Origin of the sequence: Exiguobacterium sp. (assembly GCF_020832205.1) — a bacterium.
In the GTDB taxonomy this organism is placed as follows: Bacteria; Bacillota; Bacilli; order Exiguobacteriales; family Exiguobacteriaceae; genus Exiguobacterium.
Window position 1 is genome coordinate 87,923 of record NZ_JAFIFD010000013.1, and the last position, 25,418, is coordinate 113,340.

General features: G+C 50.4%; 31 protein-coding genes and 3 tRNA genes. 14 read left to right on the forward strand and 20 right to left on the reverse strand.

The features are described from left to right. Positions 1-10 precede the first annotated feature (10 nt). On the forward strand, positions 11-2,569 hold the full coding sequence (locus JJU47_RS02605; RefSeq protein ID WP_228615982.1) for an SH3 domain-containing protein: 2,559 nt from the start codon (positions 11-13) through the stop codon (positions 2,567-2,569). 39 nt (positions 2,570-2,608) lie between these two features. On the opposite strand, the gene JJU47_RS02610 is transcribed toward JJU47_RS02605, so the two are convergent. Genes JJU47_RS02610 through JJU47_RS02620 form a run of 3 tightly spaced genes read right to left on the reverse strand, consistent with a single transcriptional unit; the run spans position 2,609 to position 3,941 of the window. Then, positions 2,609-3,022 carry a hypothetical protein gene (locus tag JJU47_RS02610; RefSeq protein WP_228615983.1) on the reverse strand — a complete coding sequence of 138 codons (414 nt, stop codon included), beginning with the start codon at positions 3,020-3,022 and terminating at the stop codon, positions 2,609-2,611. After that, positions 3,019-3,573 (reverse strand): hypothetical protein, encoded by a 555-nt coding sequence (locus JJU47_RS02615; RefSeq protein WP_228615984.1) that lies wholly within the window; start codon positions 3,571-3,573, stop codon positions 3,019-3,021. Before JJU47_RS02615 ends, JJU47_RS02610 begins: the two co-directional genes overlap by 4 nt. Positions 3,574-3,575: 2 nt before the next feature. Then, positions 3,576-3,941, reverse strand: coding sequence for a hypothetical protein (locus tag JJU47_RS02620; RefSeq protein WP_228615985.1), 366 nt, complete (start codon positions 3,939-3,941; stop codon positions 3,576-3,578). 123 nt (positions 3,942-4,064) lie between these two features. Between JJU47_RS02620 and JJU47_RS02625 the strand changes: the two genes are divergently transcribed. From JJU47_RS02625 to JJU47_RS02640, 4 genes are all read left to right on the forward strand, one after another. Beyond that, positions 4,065-4,138, forward strand: a tRNA-Gly gene (locus tag JJU47_RS02625). Between the two features lie 16 nt (positions 4,139-4,154). Beyond that, positions 4,155-4,228, forward strand: a tRNA-Gly gene (locus tag JJU47_RS02630). A gap of 165 nt (positions 4,229-4,393) precedes the next feature. Continuing rightward, complete coding sequence (locus JJU47_RS02635; protein WP_228615986.1) at positions 4,394-5,194, forward strand: MBL fold metallo-hydrolase; 801 nt, start codon at positions 4,394-4,396, stop codon at positions 5,192-5,194. Between the two features lie 391 nt (positions 5,195-5,585). Further along, positions 5,586-5,792 carry a DUF3006 domain-containing protein gene (locus JJU47_RS02640; RefSeq protein WP_016508383.1) on the forward strand — a complete coding sequence of 69 codons (207 nt, stop codon included), beginning with the start codon at positions 5,586-5,588 and terminating at the stop codon, positions 5,790-5,792. A gap of 41 nt (positions 5,793-5,833) precedes the next feature. Here JJU47_RS02640 and JJU47_RS02645 read toward each other — a convergent pair whose 3' ends face one another. Beyond that, positions 5,834-6,385, reverse strand: coding sequence for a TlpA family protein disulfide reductase (locus JJU47_RS02645; protein WP_228615987.1), 552 nt, complete (start codon positions 6,383-6,385; stop codon positions 5,834-5,836). 73 nt (positions 6,386-6,458) lie between these two features. Here JJU47_RS02645 and JJU47_RS02650 point away from each other — a divergent pair, with 73 nt between their 5' ends. Further along, positions 6,459-7,316, forward strand: coding sequence for an aldose 1-epimerase family protein (locus JJU47_RS02650; protein ID WP_228615988.1), 858 nt, complete (start codon positions 6,459-6,461; stop codon positions 7,314-7,316). Positions 7,317-7,351: 35 nt separating this feature from the next. Here the strand turns inward: JJU47_RS02650 and JJU47_RS02655 are convergent, their stop codons facing one another. From JJU47_RS02655 to JJU47_RS02665, 3 genes are all read right to left on the reverse strand, one after another. Then, positions 7,352-7,570: a PspC domain-containing protein gene (locus tag JJU47_RS02655; RefSeq protein ID WP_228615989.1), complete on the reverse strand. Its 219-nt coding sequence runs from the start codon at positions 7,568-7,570 to the stop codon at positions 7,352-7,354. An 18-nt stretch (positions 7,571-7,588) separates the two neighbouring features. Beyond that, positions 7,589-8,293, reverse strand: coding sequence for an SDR family oxidoreductase (locus tag JJU47_RS02660; RefSeq protein ID WP_228615990.1), 705 nt, complete (start codon positions 8,291-8,293; stop codon positions 7,589-7,591). A 79-nt stretch (positions 8,294-8,372) separates the two neighbouring features. Further along, positions 8,373-9,611, reverse strand: a complete 1,239-nt coding sequence (locus JJU47_RS02665) for an LCP family protein (RefSeq protein ID WP_228615991.1) — start codon at positions 9,609-9,611, stop codon at positions 8,373-8,375. Between the two features lie 199 nt (positions 9,612-9,810). Here JJU47_RS02665 and JJU47_RS02670 point away from each other — a divergent pair, with 199 nt between their 5' ends. Further along, positions 9,811-10,725 (forward strand): hypothetical protein, encoded by a 915-nt coding sequence (locus JJU47_RS02670; protein ID WP_228615992.1) that lies wholly within the window; start codon positions 9,811-9,813, stop codon positions 10,723-10,725. 245 nt (positions 10,726-10,970) lie between these two features. On the opposite strand, the gene JJU47_RS02675 is transcribed toward JJU47_RS02670, so the two are convergent. Beyond that, positions 10,971-11,192, reverse strand: coding sequence for a hypothetical protein (locus JJU47_RS02675; RefSeq protein ID WP_228615993.1), 222 nt, complete (start codon positions 11,190-11,192; stop codon positions 10,971-10,973). A gap of 330 nt (positions 11,193-11,522) precedes the next feature. Here JJU47_RS02675 and JJU47_RS02680 point away from each other — a divergent pair, with 330 nt between their 5' ends. Further along, positions 11,523-12,398, forward strand: a complete 876-nt coding sequence (locus JJU47_RS02680) for a hypothetical protein (protein WP_228615994.1) — start codon at positions 11,523-11,525, stop codon at positions 12,396-12,398. Between the two features lie 61 nt (positions 12,399-12,459). On the opposite strand, the gene JJU47_RS02685 is transcribed toward JJU47_RS02680, so the two are convergent. After that, positions 12,460-12,831, reverse strand: coding sequence for a hypothetical protein (locus JJU47_RS02685; protein WP_228615995.1), 372 nt, complete (start codon positions 12,829-12,831; stop codon positions 12,460-12,462). A gap of 102 nt (positions 12,832-12,933) precedes the next feature. Here JJU47_RS02685 and JJU47_RS02690 point away from each other — a divergent pair, with 102 nt between their 5' ends. Continuing rightward, the gene (locus tag JJU47_RS02690) at positions 12,934-13,347 is read left to right on the forward strand and encodes a VOC family protein (RefSeq protein ID WP_228615996.1); all 414 of its coding nucleotides are present in this window, start codon (positions 12,934-12,936) and stop codon (positions 13,345-13,347) included. A gap of 9 nt (positions 13,348-13,356) precedes the next feature. On the opposite strand, the gene JJU47_RS02695 is transcribed toward JJU47_RS02690, so the two are convergent. After that, positions 13,357-14,406 carry an NAD(P)/FAD-dependent oxidoreductase gene (locus tag JJU47_RS02695; RefSeq protein WP_228615997.1) on the reverse strand — a complete coding sequence of 350 codons (1,050 nt, stop codon included), beginning with the start codon at positions 14,404-14,406 and terminating at the stop codon, positions 13,357-13,359. Between the two features lie 186 nt (positions 14,407-14,592). Between JJU47_RS02695 and JJU47_RS02700 the strand changes: the two genes are divergently transcribed. Beyond that, positions 14,593-15,432: an ABC transporter ATP-binding protein gene (locus tag JJU47_RS02700; protein WP_228615998.1), complete on the forward strand. Its 840-nt coding sequence runs from the start codon at positions 14,593-14,595 to the stop codon at positions 15,430-15,432. 148 nt (positions 15,433-15,580) lie between these two features. After that, positions 15,581-16,135 (forward strand): methyltransferase family protein, encoded by a 555-nt coding sequence (locus JJU47_RS02705; protein WP_228615999.1) that lies wholly within the window; start codon positions 15,581-15,583, stop codon positions 16,133-16,135. A 48-nt stretch (positions 16,136-16,183) separates the two neighbouring features. Here JJU47_RS02705 and JJU47_RS02710 read toward each other — a convergent pair whose 3' ends face one another. Next, positions 16,184-16,993: a DUF368 domain-containing protein gene (locus tag JJU47_RS02710; protein ID WP_228616000.1), complete on the reverse strand. Its 810-nt coding sequence runs from the start codon at positions 16,991-16,993 to the stop codon at positions 16,184-16,186. A 109-nt stretch (positions 16,994-17,102) separates the two neighbouring features. Next, entirely contained in the window at positions 17,103-17,657 is a 555-nt protein-coding gene (locus tag JJU47_RS02715) for a GNAT family N-acetyltransferase (RefSeq protein ID WP_228616001.1), read from the reverse strand. Between the two features lie 98 nt (positions 17,658-17,755). Between JJU47_RS02715 and JJU47_RS02720 the strand changes: the two genes are divergently transcribed. Further along, the gene (locus JJU47_RS02720) at positions 17,756-18,505 is read left to right on the forward strand and encodes a sugar nucleotide-binding protein (protein WP_228616002.1); all 750 of its coding nucleotides are present in this window, start codon (positions 17,756-17,758) and stop codon (positions 18,503-18,505) included. A gap of 26 nt (positions 18,506-18,531) precedes the next feature. Here the strand turns inward: JJU47_RS02720 and cypC are convergent, their stop codons facing one another. Further along, entirely contained in the window at positions 18,532-19,773 is a 1,242-nt protein-coding gene (gene cypC / locus JJU47_RS02725) for a CYP152 family fatty-acid peroxygenase CypC (protein ID WP_228616003.1), read from the reverse strand. 83 nt (positions 19,774-19,856) lie between these two features. Between cypC and JJU47_RS02730 the strand changes: the two genes are divergently transcribed. Beyond that, on the forward strand, positions 19,857-20,216 hold the full coding sequence (locus tag JJU47_RS02730; RefSeq protein ID WP_228616004.1) for a potassium channel family protein: 360 nt from the start codon (positions 19,857-19,859) through the stop codon (positions 20,214-20,216). An 18-nt stretch (positions 20,217-20,234) separates the two neighbouring features. Here the strand turns inward: JJU47_RS02730 and JJU47_RS02735 are convergent, their stop codons facing one another. Both JJU47_RS02735 and yidD read right to left on the reverse strand, forming a co-directional pair. Then, a complete protein-coding gene (locus tag JJU47_RS02735) occupies positions 20,235-21,593 on the reverse strand; it encodes an alanine/glycine:cation symporter family protein (RefSeq protein ID WP_228616005.1) in 1,359 nt (452 codons plus the stop codon). Between the two features lie 130 nt (positions 21,594-21,723). Continuing rightward, positions 21,724-21,993 (reverse strand): membrane protein insertion efficiency factor YidD, encoded by a 270-nt coding sequence (gene yidD / locus JJU47_RS02740; RefSeq protein WP_228616006.1) that lies wholly within the window; start codon positions 21,991-21,993, stop codon positions 21,724-21,726. Positions 21,994-22,202: 209 nt separating this feature from the next. On the opposite strand from yidD, the gene JJU47_RS02745 reads away from it, so the two are divergent. Then, positions 22,203-23,000, forward strand: a complete 798-nt coding sequence (locus tag JJU47_RS02745; RefSeq protein WP_228616007.1) for a pyrroline-5-carboxylate reductase family protein — start codon at positions 22,203-22,205, stop codon at positions 22,998-23,000. Between the two features lie 119 nt (positions 23,001-23,119). On the opposite strand, the gene JJU47_RS02750 is transcribed toward JJU47_RS02745, so the two are convergent. From JJU47_RS02750 to JJU47_RS02770, 5 genes are all read right to left on the reverse strand, one after another. Next, positions 23,120-23,824: a DUF554 domain-containing protein gene (locus JJU47_RS02750; RefSeq protein ID WP_228616008.1), complete on the reverse strand. Its 705-nt coding sequence runs from the start codon at positions 23,822-23,824 to the stop codon at positions 23,120-23,122. A 159-nt stretch (positions 23,825-23,983) separates the two neighbouring features. After that, a tRNA-Val gene (locus JJU47_RS02755) sits at positions 23,984-24,056 on the reverse strand. An 86-nt stretch (positions 24,057-24,142) separates the two neighbouring features. Further along, the gene (locus JJU47_RS02760) at positions 24,143-24,700 is read right to left on the reverse strand and encodes a GNAT family N-acetyltransferase (RefSeq protein WP_228616009.1); all 558 of its coding nucleotides are present in this window, start codon (positions 24,698-24,700) and stop codon (positions 24,143-24,145) included. A gap of 67 nt (positions 24,701-24,767) precedes the next feature. Further along, on the reverse strand, positions 24,768-25,082 hold the full coding sequence (locus JJU47_RS02765) for a DMT family transporter (RefSeq protein WP_228616010.1): 315 nt from the start codon (positions 25,080-25,082) through the stop codon (positions 24,768-24,770). After that, on the reverse strand, positions 25,079-25,408 hold the full coding sequence (locus JJU47_RS02770) for a DMT family transporter (protein WP_228616111.1): 330 nt from the start codon (positions 25,406-25,408) through the stop codon (positions 25,079-25,081). Before JJU47_RS02770 ends, JJU47_RS02765 begins: the two co-directional genes overlap by 4 nt. Positions 25,409-25,418 lie beyond the last annotated feature (10 nt).

Consider the following 25,418-nt stretch of genomic DNA (forward strand, 5'->3'; position numbering starts at 1 on the left):
GGGTAACACATTGAAACCAACGATGACAAGACTCAGCGTGGCCGTTCTCGTCTCGAGCACTGTGCTCAGCACGATCGTCCCGACTCAGTCATACGCAGCAACATACGAAGGAACCGTAAATACCTCTATTTTGAACGTACGTTCCTCTACTTCGACATCTTCATCAATCGTCGGCAAGTTGACACAAGGAACAAAAGTACAAGTTTATTCCACAAGCAACAACTGGTCCGAAATAAATTTTAATGGGCAAAGACGATATGTTTCTTCGAGTTATCTGACACTCAAAAAACAAGCAATATCGACTTCAACTAGTAAAGAAAGCTACATTACCACAGACAACCTTCATCTGAGAGTTAATTATGCAAGAACAGCTAATATTATCACTACAATCCCCAAAAATAGTAAAGTAGAATACATATCTACTCATGGTGCAAATGGAACATGGTATCGAATTAAATTTGGGACTCATACAGGCTATGTGGCTGCCTCATATCTTACAAAAACAGGATTAACTACAAACTCAACAACAAACAATGCTAGTTTAGATTCCGAACAAATTGTTTTACGAAATACTAACATGCATACCAATTTTTCTAGAACAGCGCCAATAATTTATAATGTTAAGAAAAATGAACCAGTTAAAGTGGTTTCTACTCATGGAGCGAATAATACCTGGTATAGAATAGAATATCGCGGTCAGTTAGGTTATGTTGCAAAAGCAGATATTACTAAAAACGAATTATTTGTTATCAAACAAGCACCATTTCATTCTCAACCTTTTTCTTCTTCAAAAATTCTAAGTGAACTATCTCCAGGGACAAAAGTGAGTTATGTTAAACCCCATGGTCAAAACGGTACTTGGTATGAAGTGAAATTTGGTAATACTACTGGTTATATGGCTAAATGGAATCTTTCAGTAGATTCGACGGATGTCCAACCTACAAAATCACTTTTCACAAACAAAGAGACTAATCTTCATGTTTCTACGATTTCATCCTCTGCAATCGCCGCAAAAATCCCTAAAGGGGCCGAGGTGAACTATTACTCGAAACATGGAGCAAATGGAACTTGGTTTAAAATCTCTTATAAAGGTATTGTTGGTTACTCCGCTGCTTGGGATCTTTCAGAAACTCCTCCTCCAGTTGAAGAGTATGAAATTGAACAGCAAGTCCGCGTAAACGTCCCAAATAACGCCACATTGAATGTTCGCGAAAGAGCTACAACAGATAGTAAAGAACTTGGAAAATTAACAACTGGAACCGTTGTGTCAGTAAAACCAGTGTCCAATACGACTTGGGGGCTGTTGACAAGCGGTAATCTAGCTGGGGGTTACATTCACCTGAGTTATACGACACCAGTCACGACAACGCCTCCAGTTACAGGAATCCAACGGGTCGTATCTCATACATCTTATCCAATCTCTTTGCGTACCATGGCTGAACGACAAGTCGCTCAGTTTGGTCAAACAGATGCATACCGTAACGCCCCAGCCTATTTACCACGCGCTTGGGTGAGCGTAAACGGAAACACAGGGACCATCGTGAACAATCAACTTCGAGTCATTTCTGGAATTGGAACTGCACTTAAAATGTCTGCTTCTTCAACTTCAACCACGCTCGCAACAATACCTAACGGGACGAACATCGAGTATGTAGATCGACAAGTTGTTGGGACCGCTGTTTGGTATCGGGTCAAATATGGCTCTATGACTGGTTTTGTCACACCGAGCTCGGTTGTGGGTGCCGCGAATATCCTTAGTCAACCGAGTTTGACATCGCACGCATATGGTCAAATCAATCCTGGGGAGACTGTCACAATCACTGGCCAGACAGGTACTTACTATACGGTTTCATATCGCCGCCCTGCAGGTCATAATATCCGGATATTTGATAATGTGTGGCGTCGAGCTTCTGTTACGGATCTCGAACCGTTTGTAAACCCGAATAATTTCGATCAAAATTCTCAGGCGTTCTATCAGTTTCTTGATTTATCAAAGAGTGCTGGAACGACTGCGTCTACGTTGAATAAAGTACTTGTGAATACTGGCACTCTAACGAATCAAGGACAAGCATTCATTAACGCTGCAAACCAATACAGCATTAACGAGATTTACTTGCTCTCTCACGCTGTTCACGAAACAGGCCATGGAAAATCTGTTCTTGCCCAAGGGGTTCCTGTCGATAAAGACGGAAATGCACTCATCAACTCGAGTGGTACTCGGATTCATCCGGAACGACCGGTTGCCGCTACCGTCTACAACATGTACGGCATTCAAGCAGTAGATAGCAGCCCGCTCGCGACCGGTGCAAAGTTTGCTTTTGAACAAAAATGGTTCAGTCCTGAAGCAGCCATTGTTGGAGGCGCATATTGGATTGGTGCAAGCTATATCAACCATCCGACCTACAAACAAAACACGCTTTATAAGATGCGTTTCAATCCGGCTAACCCAGGCGTACATCAGTACGCGACAGACATCGGATGGGCAACGAAACAAACGGCACGGATTTATCAGACGTACCAAACACTTGACTCTTACACGCTTCACTTCGACGTACCAAAGTTCCAATAACAAACAAGAGACACGAGCCATCCGGCTTCGTGTCTCTTTTCATGTCCACTCGATCGAATCGACGATCGCTTCAACTTCTAACTTTTCATCGGTCATCTTGTCCGCGACGTACGTCAAGAACAAGAGACGTTTCCCGTCCGTGAGTGACCAGACGTCCAAATGCATGCCGTCTTCAATCCCGCTCGCATAAGCCGTCGTCATCCCAGCCGACTGATCGGTCACACTCGGTGCGACTTTGACTTCAATCGGAAATTCGCCTAAAAACGTGTTCAATTCTTGTAGCGCCGCATCCTCGGGCGCCTGCTCTGTCTCTGCTTCATAGATGGACATTTGTAGCGTCCCTTGGGCGTCTAATTCGACCGAGTAGAAGCTGACGTGATCTTCTTCCTCGTTGTATTCAAAGTGTTCTGGATACGTCAAACGAATCCATCCATCGATTTCGTATTCTTTCATGCCGTCTGCTCCTTCGTCTTCTTAAAAGCTAAGCCGGTCACCATTCTTGCTTGGAGCGCATACTTCAGTCGCTCGGTCACATAAAGGCGCTGGCTGTTTACATCTTGGGCGATCATATGCCCGAATAAATTCATGCGCACCGTTTGGTTCGAGAGAAAATATAGTCGGTCTGGGCTGAGCGGCCGATACTCTCCCGAGTCTTCCATCTGTTCGATTTCAAACCGTCTCAACACGTTTAGCGCGGAGTATTCGTCTGTTTTACCAGTCGTCGTATGCAATTCGACCCGGACGAGTTGGATATCATAAGGACAAAGGTTCATCAAAATGGGACCGATTCGATCATGGATCAACAATACGCCCATGTCCGTTTCGATCAAATCAGGTAGCACCCCTGCGTCTTGCGAGATGCTCAAAACGACGTACGGGCGTTCAGTCGGTGCGAGCAATTCCCCTTTAAAGAAGCGGAATCGTTGTATGCCGGTCAATACGCGGGCTTTCCAGGCGATGCCTCGGGCTTCCGCTTCAATCCGATACAGCCTTTCTCCACTCACGACTACTCCCCCTTCAATTGTTTGAGCGTCTCGACGAATCGACCCCACTCGTCCTCGTCACAGACGACCTTACTTTCAATTCCCCATTCTTCCTCGATCTTCAAACGTACCTCGTTTGACTCGACATGCCGGTGCAAGGACAAGTCACCTAGCTGCACTTGAGCCGGCTCGATGCTGAACTGTTCTGCAGGCCGTCCGACCCACTTGAGGCGATCGGTACGTAAAATGACCGTCCAGCCCTTGTCATACCGAAACGAAAATGTCCATTGTCGCAAAGTGACCGTCTGCTCGACTTCTTTCGCTTGTTTCATCATTCGAAACCCTTCGCTCATCATCTGCAAATACGATTTTCGTTCGCTCACGCCCATCCACTCCCCTCTTCTATTATCTTAGCAAGATAACCTCTTCCGTAACAACCAATGTTTTTGCAAAAAAGGGTTTGCAAACACAAATTCCTATGCTATTATATTTATCGTAACGTTAAGCGTTTCGCGGGTGTAGTTTAATGGTAAAACCTCAGCCTTCCAAGCTGATGACGAGGGTTCGATTCCCTTCACCCGCTCCATTTTAATATTCACACTGCGGGTGTAGTTTAATGGTAAAACCTCAGCCTTCCAAGCTGATGACGAGAGTTCGATTCTCTTCACCCGCTCCAAATTTCAACATATACGCGAGAGTTTTTCTCGCACACATAACCGCATGATGCACATCATGCTAAAAGCAGAAAGTCTCTCGACTTTCTGCTTTTTTGTTTTCCGCAATAACGCATATGCGGTGCAAATTCGGGAAAAGACAGATAGACAATGAGGAGGGATGATCCGTGATCCAAGTTCGCCTACAACCGTTTACCGTTTATGAGAGTGCCCTCATGCGCACGACATCGACATTGATTTTTACCGAGGAGAGCCTTATTCTGGTCGACCCGAACTGGTTGCCCGAAGAAGTCGCGATGATTCGGCGCGACATCGAGCTAGCCCGGGACGGAAAGAAGTTATACGTCATCTACACCCATCATCACTACGACCACATCATCGGAGCCTACGCGTTTCCTGACGCGACCGTGATCGCCTCGAAGGCGTTCGTCGAGGCAAACTCGGATGACCAATTGCGGGAGATTCAGTCGTTTTACGAACAGAACTATATCAATCGGCCGATTCATAAGCCAGCCGTCGATCTGATCATCGCTGAAGATGGCACGCTCGAGCTCGGTTCTACCCCAATCACGTTCTATTTGACACCTGGTCACGAGTTGACCCATATGTCTCTCGTCGTCGAACCACTGAAGCTGCTCTTGTGCGGAGACTATGGTTCAAATATCGAACCGCCTTTTATCGAGCATGACGCAGAAGACTACGTCGAATCACTCCAAAAATTGCAGACGGCCGTCTATGAGCATGAAATCCGCTGGCTCGTCCCAGGTCACGGTGACGTCTGCGATGATCGCAGTAAAATGATCGAACGGCTCAGTGCGGCCGAAGAATACATTCTCGCCTTGCCGGAGGAGCGCATCTGGTCCAAGTTATGGCCGGAGCATGCCTTCTTCGACCGCGTCCATGAGCGTAATCGAGAACACGTCGAACAAAAAATGCGGGAACGCGAAGCGCGCCGCCAAGATTATTAATAAAAAAAATCGCAACGTCTCCCCAAGACGTTGCGATCCCCCCTATGTAAAACTATTTCTTTGTGACGCGTTCTGAGCGGACCGTGAACATACGGTCAATCCCAAAAATCGTCACGCCTGTCAGCGCGAGCAATCCTATCATGGCTGTTGAAAACATTGACCGTACCCCCATTGTTCACAAATTCGTCATAATCACCCCGTGTTTTTATTATAGTAGAAACCGTTCTGAAAAGAAAGCGTTTTCTTCAAACTTTCTTCACATTTATAGCTTGCTTTCGCTTCACCTCTTTCTGTGTAGCCCTCGTTAAATATGTGTAGGTTTTGTGGAATGTGGGAATACACTCTATAAGAATAAAAGAGACAGAAAGCTGTTCGTTGAGGAGGAAGAGGTATGATTAAGTATGGCACGTTGGTGCGGGTCGAAGGGAAATATGCCGTGCTACGTTGGAACAACGGCTCAAGTTTTATCCCGAGACGATTCTTGCCATCAGAAGCACGTGTTGGCGATACGATCATTCGAGATAATCACCACTATTACCTCGAAGAAGACATGACACCGAATTTCGATGCGCTGATTAAACAACATTATAAAAAATAAACAAAGACAGACCGGTTCATTTCCAGTCTGTCTTTGTACGTTCAGTCCGTCTCTTCATGCAGCCACTGAAAGTCAACCGGTCCGATTTGTTTAGCCGTGATCCGGCCGTCCGTCGCGATTACGTACGTCGTCGGCAACGCCACGACCCGGTACGTCTTCTCGACCACTCCGGCTTCGTCTAGCAGTACAGGAAAGCTGACCGGTACTTCAGTCAAAAACGCTTCGACGTCTGCTTTGCCCCGGCGTTCATTTTTTGTGACGTTCACACCGAGCACCGGGATTCCGGTTTCCTCGCCGAACGCGATCAATTCGGGCAGTTCCTCCCGGCACGGCGGGCACCAAGACGCCCAAAAGTTTAACACGACTTGTTCTCCCGCATAATCGGACAAGGCGACGGTTTCGCCTTCAATCGTCTCAAGCTCGAAGGCCGGCGCTCGTTGACCAACTTCGAGACCGCCAAGCACGGAAGCGTCCCCAGCGATGCTGACCGGCTCTGTTTCTCGGCTCGCCTTATATTCTTCATAGCCTTTGTAAGCCAATCCGGCGACGAGCGCCATCATGACCAATCCAACGAATAGTTTATGAACTCTCATCATTTACCCCTTGTCGTCTGTACGATACATTTCTAAACTTAACTTATCATATTCGTTCAAAGGAGAGTAATATATGATTCATCTTCATAATGAAAACGTGAACGTAACTTTAAAAGCACAAGGGGCGGAACTGACAAGCTGGGAAGTTTTCGGGACCGAGTTGCTCTGGCAAGGCGACCCGACGTATTGGGGACGCCAGGCACCGATCTTGTTCCCGTTCGTCGGCCGACTCCTCGACGACCGTTACCTTTACGACGGATCGACGTATACGATGAGTCAGCACGGTTTCGCCCGCGATGAGCTGTTCGAGCTCGTTGCATCATCCGACACACATGCTCGCTTCAAACTTCAGGCTACGACTGAGACACGTACCCATTACCCGTTTCAGTTCGAACTGTTTGTGGAGTACCGATTGATCGGAGAAGAATTGACGATCACCTATCACGTTCATAACCGGGATGACGTGCCACTTCCATTTAGCATCGGCGGCCATCCTGCCTTTAACATCCCGTTTGCGGGCGGTGCGTTCGAGGACTACACGATTGATTTTGGTGAGACGCGTCCGCTCGACAGACTGTTGCTCGAAGGACCTTATTTGACGGGAGCGTATCAACCACTCGGGGAACGTCGCTACATCCCCCTCACTCACTCGCTCTTTGATCAAGACGCGCTCATCTTCGAGAATGTCGAGTACGCCGCGCTGCGACATGAGCCGACAGGTCGCGCCATCGTCATGGAATGCCCGTCCTTCACGCACTTCGGGATTTGGTCGCCACCAAAATCAGACGCGCCGTTCGTCTGTCTCGAACCGTGGTTCGGACATGCCGACTATACCGGCCATCGCAAAGATATTCGTCAGAAAGAAGATATGCAGTTGCTGGCACCGAACGAGACGTTCGAAGCCACGTACACGCTTTATCTCGAAACGTGAAAAAGGGCTGACCTATGTGCGGTCAGCCCAACGTGTTAAAAACGACTTTCTTGTTCCGCCTCATATTCTGAAGGCGGTTTTTTCATGACGATGGCCAAAACGATATAGATGAGGATACCTGGGCCTCCGAACAAGGCGAGGACGACGAAAATAATACGCATGAGCGTCACATCGACTCCAAGGTATTTCCCGAGCCCGGAACAGACACCGGCAATCATTTGATCAGACGGATCTTTATACAGTTTTCGTTCCATCAAAGCTAGTCCCTCCCTTTATCGTTGTGGTCGTCGGAGCGTCGTCCGGCCAGCCGTCGCGGCTTCGCCCCGGCTATCGAAGTCGAGCGCCTCATTGATTGGTGTGCTGCCGGACATAATCTCAATTCGCCGGCCGTATAAACCGCGGTTGTCGAGCGCGGCAGCGATGACCGTGGCGACGTCCGTCTCCGAGATGGTCGCGCCTTTGGCATCACTTAAATCTTCTGACGCTTCAATCGAACCTTTCCCTGCTCCTTCGACAATGGTCACTGGGCAAATGATTGTATAGTTTAAACCGCTATGTTCGATATACTCATCGGCTGCGTTGTTTGCTGACAAAAAGTTGAACAACTCTTTCGGAGCGGCGTTTGGTTGGTCGGCCCCGTAAGCACTCAGTAGGACGACGTGGCGCACACGTTCTTTCTTCGCGGCGTCAATCGCCTTCATCGCGACATTTCGGTCAAGTAGCTCGATTTCCTTGCTCGCCCCTTCAGCACCGGCCGTTGCGGCAACGATGACCGCATCTTGTCCAGCTGTCGCTTCGTGGATTTTTTTCTCCAACTCTTTCTCGACGTCAACCGTCAACACACGCGCACCCATCTTCTCATACTCTGCTTGCAGTTCAGGATAACGAATTAAAGCGGTCACTTGGTGAGTTTTCGCCAAACTTTTCAAGACGCGTTTCCCAATCTTTCCGGTTGCTCCAATGACTAAGACTTTCATTCAAATTTCCCTCCTCAAAAGAGTAGTTCATTTGATTAAAATTCCTCTTTCCGAAAGGAATCAAACCCGTTTCCGGAAATTATCTCACCGTTCCCCACATCGTCAAATCAAGGGCGTCACGAATCGCTTGAACACTCGCTTCAGTCGGTTGATAGTAATAGACGTTATTGATATATGCATCTTGACCTTCTACTTGCATTTTATTCACGTCCGGCTTCAGCAACATCGTCAAACCGACTGACGCCATCTGGAGCGGGTTCATCTCGAGTCCCATTTCATTTTTCATGAAACGATAGGTGGCCGGGATTTTCGCCCAGCCCGAAGGACTCGCCAATTTATCCGCGACCGCTGCCATGACTTCCGTCTGGCGATTCGAGCGGGCCCCGTCCGTATCAGACTTTCGGTGTCTTGCGTAAGCGAGGGCCATATCGCCGTCCATGGAATATGAGACGCCTTCCGTGTACTCATACGTTTGGTTGAACCCTTTCTCGCTAAAAGAGTGTGTCGCCGTCACGTTGACGCCGCCGACCGTGTCGATCAATTCCATAAACGTTTCGAACGTGATCACGACTTGTCCGTCGACCGACGCCTCGGTCAGTCCTTCGACTGCTCCGACCGTGCAAGTAGCGCCTCCATACGCGAACGCATGGGTAATCTTGTCCCCTTCGCGATCCGGCTCACACGGGATGGCCGTATACGTGTCCCGAGGAATCGATACGTTTTGGACCGTGCGTGAGCGCGGAACAAACTCGATCAACTGCAACGAGTCCGTTCGTGACCCGGACACCGATTCACCGACACGGGCGTCACTGCCCATAACTAAAAACGTAAACGGGTTCGATGCCAAATAACCGGCGACGACAAAGAATAGTAACAGGAGAAGGAGGAACTTTCCTTTCCACCCGCGTCGCTTCCGTTTTTCTTTCACTGGTTTTTCGCGCGGAGGGGCTGCTTCCCGTCTCGATTCCCGATTGATCGATTCTTTAGGGCGCGGTTCAGAGGGACTGTCCTCGCGCTTACGCCGCCGCTTCTTACCGATTGGCAATGCCCATTTCGGTTTCGGGGCACGGACCGTCTGCTTTTGCTTCTGGTTTTGTTTTTGCCGGTCCGTCGACTTTGCCTGTTGCCCCGAACGTGATTGATCTAAAAACGGGTGGTCAGACGAATCGTCTTCATCTCGTGACGAAGGAGATGTCGCTTCCCCCGTACTCCCTTCATCAATTCGGTCATCTATTTGTTCATCGTGTGTTCTCTCTTCAGCTCGTTCGAGCTCACGCTTCCGCCGTTCGACACGCGACAACCGTTGTTCTTCATTCATATGGATTACCTCTACCTTTAGATTTTCTTCTATTATCACGGACTGATCCCATTCTGACAATGAATCAGGCAAAAATCCGTCTTAAGCATGAGTCGCCAGGATTGTTTCAAATGAAAACCGGGAAAGGAATAATAATTGGTGTCTGCCTATCACCGTGAAGGCAGACAGTTCACCGTCCTCTCGAAAGGAGGGAGAGCAAATGCGCATTGGGAAGTTACGCATGTTGTTGGAGCAATATGGCGAATCAACGTTACGTGACATCATCGTGGAGATGTATCGACATATCCCGAAAAACGTGATCGAAGAAAAAGAAATTGATTTTATGCTCGGTCAGTTCACGCGTTATAAAGAGCAAAAGTCGTCAGACGAGCGGCATTCGCTCTCGCAGACGATCGTCCTTGCAGAGCGTTTCGTCGAACTCGCATACGACCAACTGTATCTGCTGCCAAATCAAGTCATGAGCGAACGAGATCAAAAAAATTGGTATATCCACGCCAAGAAAATCATTCGCGATTTGACATACTATGCCGAGAACGATGCCGAGGCACGCACGATGTACGAAGAGATGTTTTTATTACTTTCTTCTTCAGCCGGGGAAGAACCGCTCTTTACGACGAGCGATCCGTTTCGTTTACTGAAACTCTCCCAAAAGGTCATGCTCACGCAACTCATCCACTACTATCGTCTCGACGCACCGACGTCTGATGTTTGGATCGATCGCTCCCTCTACACCGCGCTTCACATCCCAAAAGACGTCGACTCGACCCGAATCGATCTGCTCTCGACTTTATTGGCCCAGCCGTTCACCCCGTCCGAATGGTCCCTCTTCCACCGACGTGTCATCTCGCTTTGCGACCGGACGTTAGCGAAATCGTACGGCGACGACCAAGCGCTTGAAGACTACCAAGCATTAAAAATGCTTGAGCTTGAACTGCTCGTTGAGCGGGGACGTTTATCCGAGGCTGAACAGAAACTGTTCGCCGAATATATCCCTTTCTTCTCTCATCGGTCTGAACCGTTTCAAGTCTATATCGATTTACTTGAAAGCCGCGGTCATATTGACGAGACGAAGCGTCTGCGCCGCCTTGCCAAAGAAAAACGAATCCCATTTTAATACGCTCCCCAATAGGTAGACGGATGAAAGAAAACATCTGTTTTCCCTATCGGGGATTTTTTTATGACATAAAAAAGGGAGCCCGCGATTGCAATCGCCAGACTCCAAAACATGATATGAACGAGGGGTGTTCATCTGAAAAGAGGATTGAAGTTGGTGCAGAACTTCGTTCCTACTCCTTTAGTATAAAAGAAATTTGTAACCGCTTCCGTCTTACATATTGCATTTTTGTGAACGTTTTCACGTTATTCGATTGCGTTAATGACGCCTAGCCCGATGACAGACAAAAGGACGATGAAAATAAAGATGAACACCATCTCGTTCGGGGAGCGAAAACCGTCATACAATTCGACTTCTTTATCGACGAGTACATTTTCATGCACGACGACCGGATCCGTTTCGGCATACGTGATCATCGGAGCGCCCGAGAGCAAAACGGTCAACATAACAGCTAATACGTATTTCATGACACACCTCTTATTTGAATTCATTGGTACTAGTATAGCATGCCTAACCATACACATTCCGTCGGTGATCCTGTTCTTTTCACCGATGTGGATAAATATCACATGTACACGTGCCGACCACTCTTTTCATGATTCTTCATCCGGAATTTAGGGAATTCAACTTCCTAACATGACTTTAGACCTACAATTTTTAATCTTAAGCGGTGCTATAAGACTTAAATAATACCTGTAAATCCCAATAATTGTTCATTATTTTAACATTATCTTTATCTTATGGTAGCGCTTACAATTTAAGGGTACCATACATAAAAAAAGAAAGAAGGAATCCCTTTGAAACGCACCATCACTTTTTTAGAGGCCCGGCAATTGAACATGAAACACCGTTTGGCAGTCAGAAAGTTATACGATCTAACGGATGACCCGATCATCCTTAGCATCCCGGCCTCTCATCATCTTTACACAGCGTTCGAAGGAGAAAACCCAGTCGCAGCCATCACGGCTGAACGCATGGACTATGAAGGCAAACGATCGATTCTTCTCCGTCACGAGGCGTATCGCGATCGCCATGTCTTCCAAGGTTTGGTCGATCGACTTTTCAATCAGTTAAGCCGCGAGACGATCCACGAAACGGCCGTTTTGTTGCAAGTCAAACAACATCAGGACCAAGACAAATTGCAATTATTCCAATCGCTTGGTTTTACAGCTTACCATGAGTCGGTAAACTATGTGTTGCCGTTGATGCCTTATGAAAAAGACGGATACGACAACTGGTCACTCACCCTCGTCGAAGCGAACAACTACTCCACGTGGTTAGGTCACCGTAACCTTTACGCCCACGTCTTATCAGACATTTTACCGATGTCGAAAGAGCGGTTACACCGCCACATCGAACGCGGCCACGTATGTTACACGCTCCATCACGACGGAAAACCTGTCGGGGTTTTACGCGCACGAATCGGTGAACAAGATGTCAACGTTCATGAAATCCATATATTTGGCGGAGACGACGTCATGCAAGATGCGATTTCATTTTTACAACGTACGTTCCATAAATATTTAAAACCATCGCGGCAACTGCGGTTGACCGTCACTTCTCTTCAGCCAGAACTACAGTTTGCCATCATCAAACAAGGCGCGGCTTCTAAACAATCCACCTTCTATACGATGACGACTGAAATCATCCCCGCCGTCTCTTACTCCATTTAAAAAAAGCGCCCGTCGATTCGTTCTTTTCGATTGAAAAGATACGTCCGATGGGTGCTTTTCTTCATTCAGCGGCAGTTGTCGATTCCATGGCCAGTGGAGGCATCTCTTCGAACAAGGCGGTCCGTAGCCCGACGTCACGCGGGTCGAGTGAGGCGATCCGCTCGAATTGAATCTTCCGGTCGTCCACACTGAACCAATACGTGATGTGCGGTTCATCTGCGAAGCGAAGGGCATAATTCGATCCGTTCAAATGGAAATCCACCTCGGTCGAAAGGATTTCTGTTGGTCCAATCTTTTTATGAGTCGTCAGTCGTTCAAGCACGACTTGTTCTTCATTGATTCGATAATCGACAAACGTCGCAAGTGAGAGTCCAAACACAAATGACACCAGCGCGAATGCGCTGATCAATCCAAGAGTGATCTTTCCGTTCATTCCGCCGTCCCTCCCTCTCTTAGTATATCGGATAACGCTAAATCGTTGTGAAGTGACATTTTGTTCAAGTTTAGGCAAACTAGAGCGAGAGGAGGGATTGATATGCATATTGACCATACCGGAATCGCCGTCCGCGATTTAGACGAGGCGATTTCGTTTTACACGACTGTCTTACAAGGAAAGCTCGTTGACCGATATACGAATACGGCGGTCGGCGTAGAGACAGAGATTGCCGTCATCCATGTCGGAGAGGACGTGATCGAGCTGTTGTTACCGACCAGTCCAACAAGCCCCATCGCCCGCTTCATGAAAGCACGCGGCAAAGGTGTCCATCATATCGCTTACCGGGTCGACGATCTAGAGCAATCGATGGACGCGCTCAAACAAGACGGCATCACCTTTTTGGAAGATACATTCAGAACGACAGCAAAAGGCCGGCGTCTCATTTACATGGACCCGCGTCATTCAGGCGGCGTCATCGTCGAACTCTGTGACTATCCACAAACAAAGCAGTGAGGGGCTTCCTCACTGCTTTGTCATTGTCTGTTCAATGATGGCTCGGTTCTTCGCTTTTAGCCGTTCGTTATGTGAAGACACCATCGCTGTTTTTGTCGCTTCTGGATCGATGAACGTCTTAGCGCTGTTCACCGCATTGGCCGCGTCTTGGAATGCTCCGGCAATCAGATGGACTTTTCCTTCATGCGTCAAAATATCTCCGGCTGCGTATAGACCCGGTACGGACGATTCACTTTTTACGTTCCCCGACACATAAAATCCGTCGACCATCTCAACTTGAAGTTCACTGTCGCCGAGAAGCGACGTGTCTTGTTCGTAGCCGTGGTTGATGACGACTTCGTCGACTTCAATGATGTCACTCGCTCCCGTGACGCAGTCGACAAGTTCGACGGCATGGATGGTCCGACCATCCCGTGAGACTAAATCGTTGATGCGAGTCGAGAGACGGCAATCGACGCGGCCGCATAACAACTTGTCCACTTGCGACTCGTGTCCTTTGAGCTCTTCTTTTCGATACGTCAAAATGACGCGTTCGGCGATCGGTTCGAGTTCGTTTGCCCAGTCGATGGCGCTGTTGCCTCCCCCGGAAATGAGCACGGTCTTGCCTTTGAAGCGCATGAGCGACTTGACCGTATAATGCAGATTCGAAACTTCAAACCGCTCGGCGCCGCTGATCTCGATTTTTTGCGGTTGTAAAATCCCGCTGCCAGTCGCGACGATGACCGTCTTTGAGACGTGACGACCGTTCGTGCCATCTAAAATGAAATGACCGTCATCGTCTTTTACCATCGACTCGATTTTTTCTCCGAGTACGACAGTCGGATCGAACGTGAGGCCTTGCTCTACCAATTGTTCGATGAGCCTTGCCCCTGTCGTCGGTGTGACGCCGCCGACGTCCCAAATCATCTTCTCTGGATAGACATGGATCTTGCCGCCGAGATGGGGTTGAAATTCGATCAACTTCGTCTTCATGCCGCGTAACCCGCTGTAAAATGCCGCGTACAATCCGGCTGGACCTCCGCCGATGATCGTTACGTCATATATGTCTTGTTTATTCAATGCCCTCATCCTCCGTTTCAACCGACCGCCATTGATTATCATTCTCATCCACTATACCTCGAATTCTTCCGAATCACAATCCGTTTTCTCTCTAACTAAAGATTGACAGAAAGTGAAGCGCTTGCTATAGTGAGTACGACATTGAGAATCATTATCACATTCGGCACTTGAGAGAGGAGAATCCACATGTCACGCATACATACAACAGACATCGAGGTCGGTTACGGCGACAAGACGATTGTGAAACAGCTTAGCTTGTCGATTCCCGACAACCAGATCACGACCATCATCGGCCCGAACGGTTGTGGCAAATCGACGCTGCTCAAAGCGATGACACGGATTCTCTCCCCTTCGAACGGGTCCGTTCATTTGGACGGAGCCGACATCGCCAAATGTAAGACGAAAGACATCGCGAAAAAAATGGCGATTCTCCCTCAGACACCTGAAGGCGCCGGCGGTTTGACCGTCGGGGAGCTCGTCGCTTACGGTCGCTTCCCTTACCAATCCGGATTTGGACGCTTATCCAAGCACGACCATGAGGTCATTGACTGGGCACTGCATGTGACCGGTACTCTCGCTTATAAAGACCGAAGCGTCGACGCCCTTTCCGGCGGACAACGGCAACGGGTATGGATCGCGATGGCACTTGCACAAGAAACCGACTTGATTTTCTTGGATGAGCCGACAACGTATCTCGATTTGGCACATCAACTCGAAGTGCTCGAGCTTCTCGAGACACTTAACCGGGAGCAGGGCCGGACGATTGTAATGGTGTTGCATGACTTGAACCAAGCGGCCCGGTTCGCCGATCATATCGTGGCGATGAAAGACGGTGAAGTGTTGGCGACCGGTTCGGCCGAAGAAGTCATCTGTCCGCTCGTTCTCCGCCAAGTGTTTCACATCGATGCGATCATTGGACGCGACCCGCGTACCGAGAAGCCGATGTGCCTCACGTACCATTTGATAAAAGACGATGCAGCCGACACAAACGAGACGGTTCGCTCTGACGTTTTCCTCCATGCCTGATGTAAACCCTGTCTGACAGTTGCTCAGGCAGGGTCTTTTCGATCGTTCGTAGAACAAGTTGAAGAGGAAGACACATCCGTTGTCCGACCCGCGTTTTTCAGCAGCGAGACAAGGGTATGAAATGAAAAGTATGGGAAGGGGAGTTGTTATGGATTGGCTCGATGGATTATTCGTCCTCACTTCGATTGCCTGGCTCTATGAGATGTGGCGCTATCGCAATCGGGAGGACACAAACGGGGGCCGAAGTGAGCACGTGAGCTTCTATGTCGTCTCGTTCGTCATGGTGACCGTATTCGCGAGTTCACTTGGTCTTTCCGTCTTGACCGAGCACCGTCAAGACATGCTTTTACGATTCGCCGGGCTCGGTAGTTACATAGCCGGCGTCGCCCTCCGCTATTGGGGCATCGCCCACTTGCGTCATCAGTTCACCCGTCACGTTGTCGTGCGTCCTACCGATGAGATTGTCAGCACGGGGCCGTATCGTTTTTTGAGACATCCTCTTTATACTGGCCTACTGTTCATCACGTTCGGCTTCGCTCTTTTTTTCAGTACGATCTACTTGGCGGCCATCGGAACGATCGCGATGGCGGCGGCACTGTTGTGGCGCATCCGGATCGAGGAGCATATGTTGACCGCGCACTTCGGCAACGCCTATACGATATGGGCCAAGGCGCGGAAACGTTTGATTCCCTTCATCTACTAGCGAAAAAGACGCGATTCCCGTCCATGTGACGAGAATCGCGTCTTTATTTTACGCAGAGAAACGACCGAGCAATCGAACGATGACGAAGCCGGCCAAGAATGACAACGTACTGAGCACCCACATCACCGTCGACTCCGGCAATCCCGGGAAGACAACGGCAAGCGAGCCGATGACGAGACCGAGAATGACCGAGAACGTCATACCTGGGTAGTTTGCGAGCAAGTGACGAATCACTTTACTGCTGACGATAAAGCCGACGGCGACACCGAGACCGACGAGTCCGATGATGAGCAGGTTCAAGTTCGATAACGCGCTGATGACCGTCGGGTAGACACCAATCAACAACAAGACGAACGAACCGCTAATACCGGGCAACAACATCGCCATACTGCCAAGCCACCCTGAGAAGAACAAGAGGACCGCCGTCCCCGCCGTCACATCGGTGATCACCGCCGTGTCCGCCGGTTTGATAATGGCCATGCTCGCGACGAGAATCGTACCAATGATCATCGCGACAATGTGGACCGGTCGCATCGTTGCCCGTGACTTGAATTCAAACAACAAGAGCGGGATGATCCCTAAAATCAAGCCGATAAAGAAAAACTGTGTCGGGGCATGGTAGTTCAGCAATAAAAATTCGATTACTCGGCTAAGGCCTAAAATCGCCCCGCCCATTCCGATGGCGAGCGGGATAAGAAATGCGATATGTTTCTTCCAATGCCGGCTGAACACGCCGCTGACCGCCTCGATCAACCGGTCATAAATCCCTAAAATGACTGCAATCGTACCGCCGCTGACGCCAGGAATCAAATCACTCGTCCCCATCGCCATGCCGCGCAATATATTTTTCCATTCCATAAATGCGTAAGCTCCTTTGTTCGCTAGTTCAGTTCAAGCATTTAGTATAGCCGAGAACGTCAATCCTTGCATCGGATTCAAGACCGAAAAAACGGACTTTCGTCCGTTCTCATACTTCGAGCGCCATGTAGTCGAATCGACCGCCCGAAATAACTATTTCTTTCTTTTTTCGAAAACCGAGTCGTTCGTACAGTCGAGCCGCGGCCGGATTGGACTGGTCGACGTTCAGTGTGACGGCCGGAATGCCGGATGCGCGGGCATGACCGATCACGTGTTGAATCAAGTTCGTCCCGATGCCGCGCCCGCCAAATCGGGTGTCGACCGCGACCGAGTCGATGTACAATACGTCTCCTTCTGTCTCGGTATCGAGTTGTCCGGTTTGTCCGGCTTGTTGCAACCAACGTTGAATCGGTTCATCTAAGGCAGTAGCCGCTTTGCCCGGATAGGCGATAATGATGCCCGCGATCGTATCGTCGACGTCCGCGACCCAAATGTTTTCATAACTCAATCGATTGGCCGGACGGCCGACCCACATCGCGAGCCGCTCCAAGACGTCTGCTTGTTCGGTCGCGCCCGTGAGCGAATAGGCAATGTCATGAATCGCCGCATAGACGAGAGGGGCTACCGTGTGACGGTCGGTCGGTTTTGCTTGTCGAATATTCATATGATCTCCTCCACTTCCCAGTTTAGCACAATCTAGAAAAGAGTTGGTTTGTCTACTCGCGAAGTGTGGGATGATACAAACAAAAGGGAGGAAGATATATGAAAGCTATTTTGACAGGCATGAACGGAACCGTCGCCCCCGTCGTCGCGGCCGCGTTACAGCGCCACGGGATCGAACCCGTCGCATGGGACCGGACAAAAGTATCCACGTCGAACGAAAACGAGATGCGCGATTTCATTGAATCGACCCGTCCTGATTACTTTCTTCATATCGGGATGGGCCCCGTCGAGTGGGCCGGGACACTGGCACGACTATGCGGCGAGTATGGCATCCCTTTCCTCTTTACGAGCACCGTCTCTGTCTTTTCGGATCATGTGACCGGTCCCATCACACCGGACACCCCGCCTGACGCCGAAGACGATTACGGGTCGTACAAGCGGACGTGCGAGCAAGTGATCGCCCGGAACAATCCTGGTGCCCAAATCGTTCGCCTTGGCTGGCAGATCGGGGACGCCGCCGGTTCCAACAATATGATGGACTATTTCGAGACCGAGATGGCGCAAAAAGGCGTCATCGTGGCGAGCACCCATTGGTATCCTTCGTGCTCGTTCTTAGAAGACACGGCCGAGGCACTGTTCAACATTTTGACGAAACGAGGCCCTGGCCTGTATCAATTAAATGGGAATACGAGCCACTCACTTTACGACATCGCCTCAGCCCTCGCCGAACATCACGATCGTCCGTGGCGCATCGAACGAGCCGACGAACCGAAACGGGACAACCGCATGGTCGATACGAATATCACCATTCAACCGATCACAAAACGATTAGCGCTTCATAGAAAATGAACCACCCGTGCGGGTGGTTCATTTTCTTACCGACGTTCAATCTCTTCCAACACGAGTTTACTCTTCGGCAGACTCGGCAAATCGACAAAACTATAGCTCAAATCTTGAGGCGGCACGGCAAAACGATAGCGGTTCAAGAAGACGTCGATCGTCTCTTTCATGATGGCGATCGTCACATGCTCACCGGCACAGCGATGCCCGAAGTCTGTATCGCCCCCGCCTTGAGGAATGAACGTGAACGGACTTTCTTTCCAATCTTTGAACCGTTCCGGCCAGAACTGCTCGGGCTCGTCCCAATGTGCAGGGTCGTGATTCGTCCCATACAAGTCGAGCAAAACGAGCGTCCCGCGTTCGAACGAGTAACCTTCCCATTCAAAATCGTCTTTCACTCGGGCTGCAGTCACCGGGAAAAATGGATAGAAGCGACGGACCTCTTGCACGAACCACGTTGGATCGACCGTACCGTCAGCAAGCTTCGCGCGCGCTTCCGGGAATTGATGGAGCGCGAGCACGGTAAAGAGGACATAAATCGAAACCGCCACGGTCGGCCGCAAAATATTGATCACTTCTACGGCAACGACATCAGCCGGCAACAACTCCCCGGTTTCGTCGCGATGCCATGAAAACTCATATAACGCCGTGTTCTCGTTCGGCAACAATCGGTTCGTCCGTACTTCTTCGACCATCTCCCGCACCCACGCTTCGGCCGAGGAACGGGCCTGACGTCCCCGGAAGTGTTTCGGTCCTAGCGCCGTTCCCGATTCGAACAACAAACGCATCTCATCCGTGCGCTTCTCGACTTCTTCTTCGGCGAGCGGGACACCTGCCCACTCACAGACGGCGCGCATGAGCACTTGCTGGGACGTGCCGTATAAGACGGTCTCTCCAGTGGCGCGGTCGAGGGCGCGTTCCCATTCACGACCGACGAGCCGCGTCAACCGGTCGATGTTTTCCGGGAACATGAGCGACATGAACATCCGTTTGCGGTGCGTGTGGGCTGGTCCATCAAGCGTCTGGACCCCGTCCTCACCGAATAACGTCTTAAGGAGCCGCTTCGGCGCCGCATCCTCGCGCACAAAGCGTTCGGCATCATAGAACAGTTCAGCCCCGTCTTCTCCTCCTAAACAGATGGCCCGCTCCCCGAGCAACCTCGTTTCAAATATGTTCGATTGAAACCCTTTACGGCGGTTCGGGACGAAATGATAGCCCTCCCGTAAGAAATCGAGGCTGTGATCGAGCCCTTGTTCTTTAGGTATCGGTTTTGCCATTTCCTTCACCCTTTCTTTGATAGACTATAAAGGATGTTCCCTCCTCCTTCACGAACAAACCTATATGAGAAAGGAGTGGTCTAATGCTCTCATTCATTTTGACGTTCCGGCGCATGTTTCGCGGCATCTGGCGCGGCTTAAAAGAACCGGAGTTTCAAGTGCTGTTCAGCCTCGCTGCCCTTACGGTCATTTCCGGTACGTTGTTTTATTCTCGATTCGAAGAGATGCGCTGGCTCGACGCGCTCTATTTCAGCGTCATCACGCTCACGACGATCGGCTACGGTGATTTCGTGCCGTCGACAGACCTCGGGAAAGTGTTTACGATCGGCTACGTCATCACAGGCGTCGGCATCATGGTCGGCTTTGTCACCCAAGTGTTCAATCACTTGCAACAGGCCCGCCTCGAAGAAGTGAGAAAGAAAAAAACGCCACCGTCCGAATAGGAAGGTGGCGTTCGTGCGTCATGACGCCTTTCGATTGCGGTTTTCGAGAGCGAGCTGCTGATTGAACCGTTTCGTCTCGGCGATGACGACACCCGACAAGAACAACAGACCGATCAAGTTCGGGATGGCCATCAAGCCGTTGAACACGTCCGAGAGCGCCCACACCAAGTTGAGGTTCGTTGTCATGGCGCCAAGACCCGCGACGAGGACGAACGCGATCCGATACGGAATGATCGACTTCTGTCCAAACAAGTAGTGAATCGACCGTTCTCCGTAATACGACCAGCCGAGCACGGTCGAATACGCGAACATGACGAGGCCGATGGTGACAACATACCGGCCGAACGGTCCGAGGAACTGCTCGAACGTAGCCGCCGTCAAATCGACGCCTTCAAGCCCGGAACCGATTTGTCCGCCCATGACGAGGGTGATCCCCGTGATCGAACAGACGATCAATGTATCGAGGAACACTTGCGTCATCGAAACGAGCGCTTGCCGTCCCGGCATATCCGTTTTCGCGGCCGCTGCCGCAATCGGTGCTGAGCCAAGACCCGCCTCGTTCGAGAAGACACCACGTGCGACACCGTAACGGATGGCCGCACCGATGGCTCCGCCGCCGATCGCTTCCGCGCTGAACGTGCTGCTGAAGATGAGCGCGATCGCATCCGGGATGAGCGTGTAGTTCATGACCATGATCACGAGACCGCTGCCTAAATAGAAGATGATCATAAGCGGGACGAAGAAACTGACGACGCGCCCGATTGATTTGACCCCTCCGAGAATGACGGCGCCCGTGAACACCATCACTAAAATTCCCGACACGTACAGCGGCACATCAAACGTCGACTTGAGCGCCAAGGCGACCGAGTTTGTCTGTACCCCGTTCCCGATCCCAAACGCCGCGAGCGAGGCGAAAGCGGCGAACAACACGGCGAGCCAGCGTTGTTTCAGCCCGCGTTCCAAATAGTACATCGGGCCTCCGGCCATCTGTCCCCGTTCATCGGTCACCCGGTATTTGACGGCGAGCACGGCCTCGGCATATTTCGTCGCCATCCCAAAGAAGCCGGATAGCCACATCCAAACGATCGCGCCCGGTCCCCCGAGCACGACAGCCGTAGCGACACCGACGATATTCCCCGTACCGACGGTCGCCGCGAGAGCGGTCATCAGTGCCTGAAAGTGACTGATGTCCCCCCGAGACGTCTTGTCTTGATTTTTTGAGAAGGCGAGCTTTAATGCGTAAGGCAATTTTGTGATTTGAAGTCCACCAAGACGAACTGTCAAATATACGCCTGTCCCCACAAGCAATATTAACAGCGGCGGTCCCCACACAAAGTCTGAAATCGTACCGATAAGTTCACTGAACGATTGACTCATGCTGAAATCCCCTTTCCCCGTATGTAGTTGTACATCTCTATTTTTTCAGAATACTTGGAACATTGTCAAAAGTATTGTACTAAAACAAAGCGCTTCTGCTTCTTCTGTATATAAAACAGCGAGCCGCCGATTAGACGTCTCGCTGTGATGGGGGCTTTTCTCGTTGCAGTGGCGCTTTCCAGTCAAACTCGTCCGGCACATAGTCTAAGCCGCCCGGGTGAAACGGTTGGCACCGCATGAGACGACGAGTCGTCAAATATCCGCCTTTGACCGCCCCGTGTTTCTCGATTGCTTCAATCCCGTAATGGGAACAGGTCGGATAAAATCGACACGTCGGGGGCTTTAATGGTGAAATGAAGCGCTGATAGCCTTGGATTCCGCGCACTAAGATTCGTTTCAAATTATTCGCCTCGCTCGCTTATTTTACTGCCATCATAGCTCGTCAACACCAATCTGTCACTTCCGTCGCTCCCGTCTTTTCGTCGCATGCTCATCCTTTTAAGTATTTCCTTTCTTTTACAATTTGAGCACGATAGGCGATATTCAGCGAAACATTTGTTATGATAGGCACCATGTACTAGACCGAATCTATATGAAGAGGTGACGAAAATGAATCTATTAATGGTAGGAGCAGGATCAATGAGCGAGGCCCTCGTCCGAGGTTGGATCGACTCCGGTCTCTCTCCTGAATCCATCACGATGACGAACCGGAGCGATAAAGTCCGGTTGGAACAGTTACGCGACGAACTCGGTGTGCAAATTGTCGACACAGAAGATGTCAACGCCTATGACGTCGTCGTCCTCGCGATGCAGCCGGACGGCGTACTCCCGTATGTGCGCTCGCAAACTTGGAAAAGCCCGCTTCTCGTCTCGGTCGCGGCCCATATCGAGCCGGCGGAACTCGAGGCCGCTTCAGGGCTTCCAGCCGTGTGCGCGATGCCGAACACACCCGTCGCATTCCGCGACGGGATGACAGGACTTTGGTTCGGACCAGAGACGGACGAGTCTGTGCGCACGACCGCGATCGCTCTATTTGAACGTGTCGGCCGAACAGCCGTGACGGACGCGAAGACGATGTCTGCTTTCATGGCAGCCGCCGGTTGCAGCCCCGCGTTCTTCTATGAGATTGTCGGGTCGATGACACCAGTCTTGACCGAAGCCGGCTTTGACGAGGCGACGGCCCGACAAATCGTCGCTCAAGCGATGAAAGGTTCGGCCGAACTTTTACTTCACGAATCGCGTCAAACCGAAGAATTGATTGCGGACGTAGCCGCTCCAGGAGGACCGACCGATCGCGGTGTCGGTGTACTGCGTGCTCGCGACTTGTCCGGCGTTATGTCCTCGGCGTTGCGTGAAAGCGCGAAAGAAGACCACGAACCGGTCGACACATCAATCGAAAGAGTGTAAGCGATGCTTACGCTCTTTTTTTATTAAAATTAGGCGCGAACACTTCCACTTCTAAACGACGCGGGCGAAGGAAATGACAAGCAAAAACGGACGGGCTCGCAAATGCGGCTCGTCCGTTTTTAAGAAAGCAGATGTAACACGGTCACGACGAGCGCCACCATCAAAATGCCAGGCAACAAGTTCGCCACTCGTATTCTCGTGATCCCGACCAAATTCAAGCCGATGGCGACGATCATGACACCGCCGGTCGCCGTCATCTCCAAAATGAAGCTATCCATGAGCGTCTCTGGGATAAACTTCATGATCTGGATGGCGAGAAGCGCGATCGCCCCTTGGTAGAGTAAGACCGGCACGGCAGAGAACATGACGCCGATGCCGAGCGAAGAGCTAAGGACGAGTGCGGTGAACCCGTCGATCATTCCTTTCGTGTAAAGGACATCATGATCGCCGCGCAGTCCGCTGTCGAGCGCTCCGATGACCGCCATCGCCCCGATGACAAAAATGAGCGTCGCTGTGACGAACCCTTCCGCGATGCTCGACTTCCGGTTGCCGCCGATTTTCCGCTCCAATTGATAGCCAATTTCGTTCAGCTTCTCATCAAGCTTCCACCATTCCCCGAGCGCAGCGCCCGCGACGAGACTCCCGATCACAATTAAAAAGTTTTCACTCTTCAGTCCCATTTGAACGCCGAGCAGCACGACGGCTAGTCCGATCGCGGCCGTGACCGTCTCTTTCATCCGCTCCGGAATCCGGTGGAACAGAAGACCGAACAACGTCCCGACGACAATCAATGCCGCGTTGACGACCGTCCCTAACAACACCATCCTGCATTCCCCGTTTCATTATGTATTGAAAGCAATATACCAATCTGTTCCATCGTATGTCAATTGAAAAAAGAACAAAAAAAAGAGCCACTTCTCGCAAGAAGTGGCTTCGCGGAAACCCACGTTCCTATGGGTTTCGCATCGGGTTTGGCACCCAAGTGATTCTGACTGGGCTCGAACCAGCGACCTCTACCCTGTCAAGGTAGCGCTCTCCCAGCTGAGCTACAGAATCAGGTCGTGTCCTCTCTTAAGGACACTATTAATATATCAAGAAACTAATGCCTTGGCAACTGTTTTTTAAAAGTTTTTTTATTTTTTTTAACGCGACATTTCCTGGCGTTGAATATGTCGGCAAAGACGCTCTAAGTCACCGGCATATACCGATACGATCATCCCCTCGTATTCCGTATCCCTGTCCCAATGGAGTCCGTTCGCTTTGGCCACACGTTGCGATGGCACGTTGTCCGGGTGGATGAGCGAGATAATTTCTTTCTCCCCTTCCTCGAACGCATGTTGCATGAGCCGGGCCGCCGCTTCCCGGCCGTAACCCATGTGCCAATGCTTCGGCGCCAACCAGTAGCCGACCTCGAGTTCGATATTTCCGTCGAGCTCGTGTAACAGCGTGCCGGCATGGCCAATCGGATTGTCACTTTCATGCCTCATCAATTTGAGTAACCCCGTCTGACGCCCCGTCTTATACCGCTTCAACTGTCGTTCGAACCATTCGATCGTCTGCTCATCCGTGAACGGTTTTCCGTCCGGACTAATAAACCGCATCACCCGTGGATCTTGAAGCAACGATTTGACGAAATAAAAGTCTTCAATCGTATATGGTTCAAGCCGTAGACGCTCAGATTGTAATTCGACATGTTTCATCATTCCCGCCCCTTTCGTTCACAGTCTTTACTCATTAATTCCCGTTCTAGAAAGAGTTCAATCCTGTTCAGGCGATGACTTTTAAGCCGACGACGCTCCCGATGATGAGAATTAAAAAGAAAATCCGCCACCGGTCCGTCGATTCGTTCAAGTAAAGCATGCCGAGGATGACACCGCCTGCCGCACCGATGCCGACCCAAATCGAGTAGGCCAATCCGAGCGGCAACGTCTCGAGCGAGCGCGACAGTAAATAAAAACTAAGTGAGAACGTCACAATCGACAACACGGACCATTTAAATATTTGATAGCCTTTTGATTTTCCCATGAAGAAGACAGCGAGCATTTCAGCAAGCCCTGCTCCAATTAAAAACGTCCAACTCATGCCGTCTCACCTCCCGTCACTTGTTTCAATCCGATCACACCAATTAACAGTGTTCCAATAAAGACAAGCTTCATGCCGGTGAGCGCTTCATCAAATAATATGTTGCCGACAATGACTGTACCGACAGCGCCAATGCCTGTGAAAACAGCGTAGCCCGTCCCAGCTGGTAACACACGGAACGATAGCGCCAACAAGCCGAAGCTCAAAATGAGTAAAACGATGGTGATCACCGTCGGTCCGAGGACCGTGAAGCCGTTCGACAGTTTCATCGTCGTCGCCCAGACGATCTCTAACAATCCAGCCAAAACGAGCCAGAGCCATGCCAGTTGATCTCGT

Coding starts and splice junctions, on each gene's coding strand:
- JJU47_RS02675 (WP_228615993.1), bottom strand. CDS start 11,192: ATGAAATACGTATTAGCTGTTATGTTGACCGTTTTGCTCTCGGGCGCT.
- JJU47_RS02710 (WP_228616000.1), bottom strand. CDS start 16,993: ATGGAATGGAAAAATATATTGCGCGGCATGGCGATGGGGACGAGTGAT.
- JJU47_RS02705 (WP_228615999.1), top strand. CDS start 15,581: ATGGATTGGCTCGATGGATTATTCGTCCTCACTTCGATTGCCTGGCTC.
- JJU47_RS02765 (WP_228616010.1), bottom strand. CDS start 25,082: ATGAGTTGGACGTTTTTAATTGGAGCAGGGCTTGCTGAAATGCTCGCT.
- JJU47_RS02700 (WP_228615998.1), top strand. CDS start 14,593: ATGTCACGCATACATACAACAGACATCGAGGTCGGTTACGGCGACAAG.
- JJU47_RS02665 (WP_228615991.1), bottom strand. CDS start 9,611: ATGAATGAAGAACAACGGTTGTCGCGTGTCGAACGGCGGAAGCGTGAG.
- JJU47_RS02745 (WP_228616007.1), top strand. CDS start 22,203: ATGAATCTATTAATGGTAGGAGCAGGATCAATGAGCGAGGCCCTCGTC.
- JJU47_RS02650 (WP_228615988.1), top strand. CDS start 6,459: ATGATTCATCTTCATAATGAAAACGTGAACGTAACTTTAAAAGCACAA.
- JJU47_RS02690 (WP_228615996.1), top strand. CDS start 12,934: ATGCATATTGACCATACCGGAATCGCCGTCCGCGATTTAGACGAGGCG.
- JJU47_RS02760 (WP_228616009.1), bottom strand. CDS start 24,700: ATGAAACATGTCGAATTACAATCTGAGCGTCTACGGCTTGAACCATAT.
- JJU47_RS02670 (WP_228615992.1), top strand. CDS start 9,811: ATGCGCATTGGGAAGTTACGCATGTTGTTGGAGCAATATGGCGAATCA.
- JJU47_RS02655 (WP_228615989.1), bottom strand. CDS start 7,570: ATGGAACGAAAACTGTATAAAGATCCGTCTGATCAAATGATTGCCGGT.
- JJU47_RS02735 (WP_228616005.1), bottom strand. CDS start 21,593: ATGAGTCAATCGTTCAGTGAACTTATCGGTACGATTTCAGACTTTGTG.
- JJU47_RS02660 (WP_228615990.1), bottom strand. CDS start 8,293: ATGAAAGTCTTAGTCATTGGAGCAACCGGAAAGATTGGGAAACGCGTC.
- cypC (WP_228616003.1), bottom strand. CDS start 19,773: ATGGCAAAACCGATACCTAAAGAACAAGGGCTCGATCACAGCCTCGAT.
- JJU47_RS02620 (WP_228615985.1), bottom strand. CDS start 3,941: ATGGGCGTGAGCGAACGAAAATCGTATTTGCAGATGATGAGCGAAGGG.
- JJU47_RS02720 (WP_228616002.1), top strand. CDS start 17,756: ATGAAAGCTATTTTGACAGGCATGAACGGAACCGTCGCCCCCGTCGTC.
- JJU47_RS02685 (WP_228615995.1), bottom strand. CDS start 12,831: ATGAACGGAAAGATCACTCTTGGATTGATCAGCGCATTCGCGCTGGTG.
- JJU47_RS02640 (WP_016508383.1), top strand. CDS start 5,586: ATGATTAAGTATGGCACGTTGGTGCGGGTCGAAGGGAAATATGCCGTG.
- JJU47_RS02750 (WP_228616008.1), bottom strand. CDS start 23,824: ATGGTGTTGTTAGGGACGGTCGTCAACGCGGCATTGATTGTCGTCGGG.
- JJU47_RS02730 (WP_228616004.1), top strand. CDS start 19,857: ATGCTCTCATTCATTTTGACGTTCCGGCGCATGTTTCGCGGCATCTGG.
- JJU47_RS02645 (WP_228615987.1), bottom strand. CDS start 6,385: ATGAGAGTTCATAAACTATTCGTTGGATTGGTCATGATGGCGCTCGTC.
- JJU47_RS02610 (WP_228615983.1), bottom strand. CDS start 3,022: ATGAAAGAATACGAAATCGATGGATGGATTCGTTTGACGTATCCAGAA.
- JJU47_RS02715 (WP_228616001.1), bottom strand. CDS start 17,657: ATGAATATTCGACAAGCAAAACCGACCGACCGTCACACGGTAGCCCCT.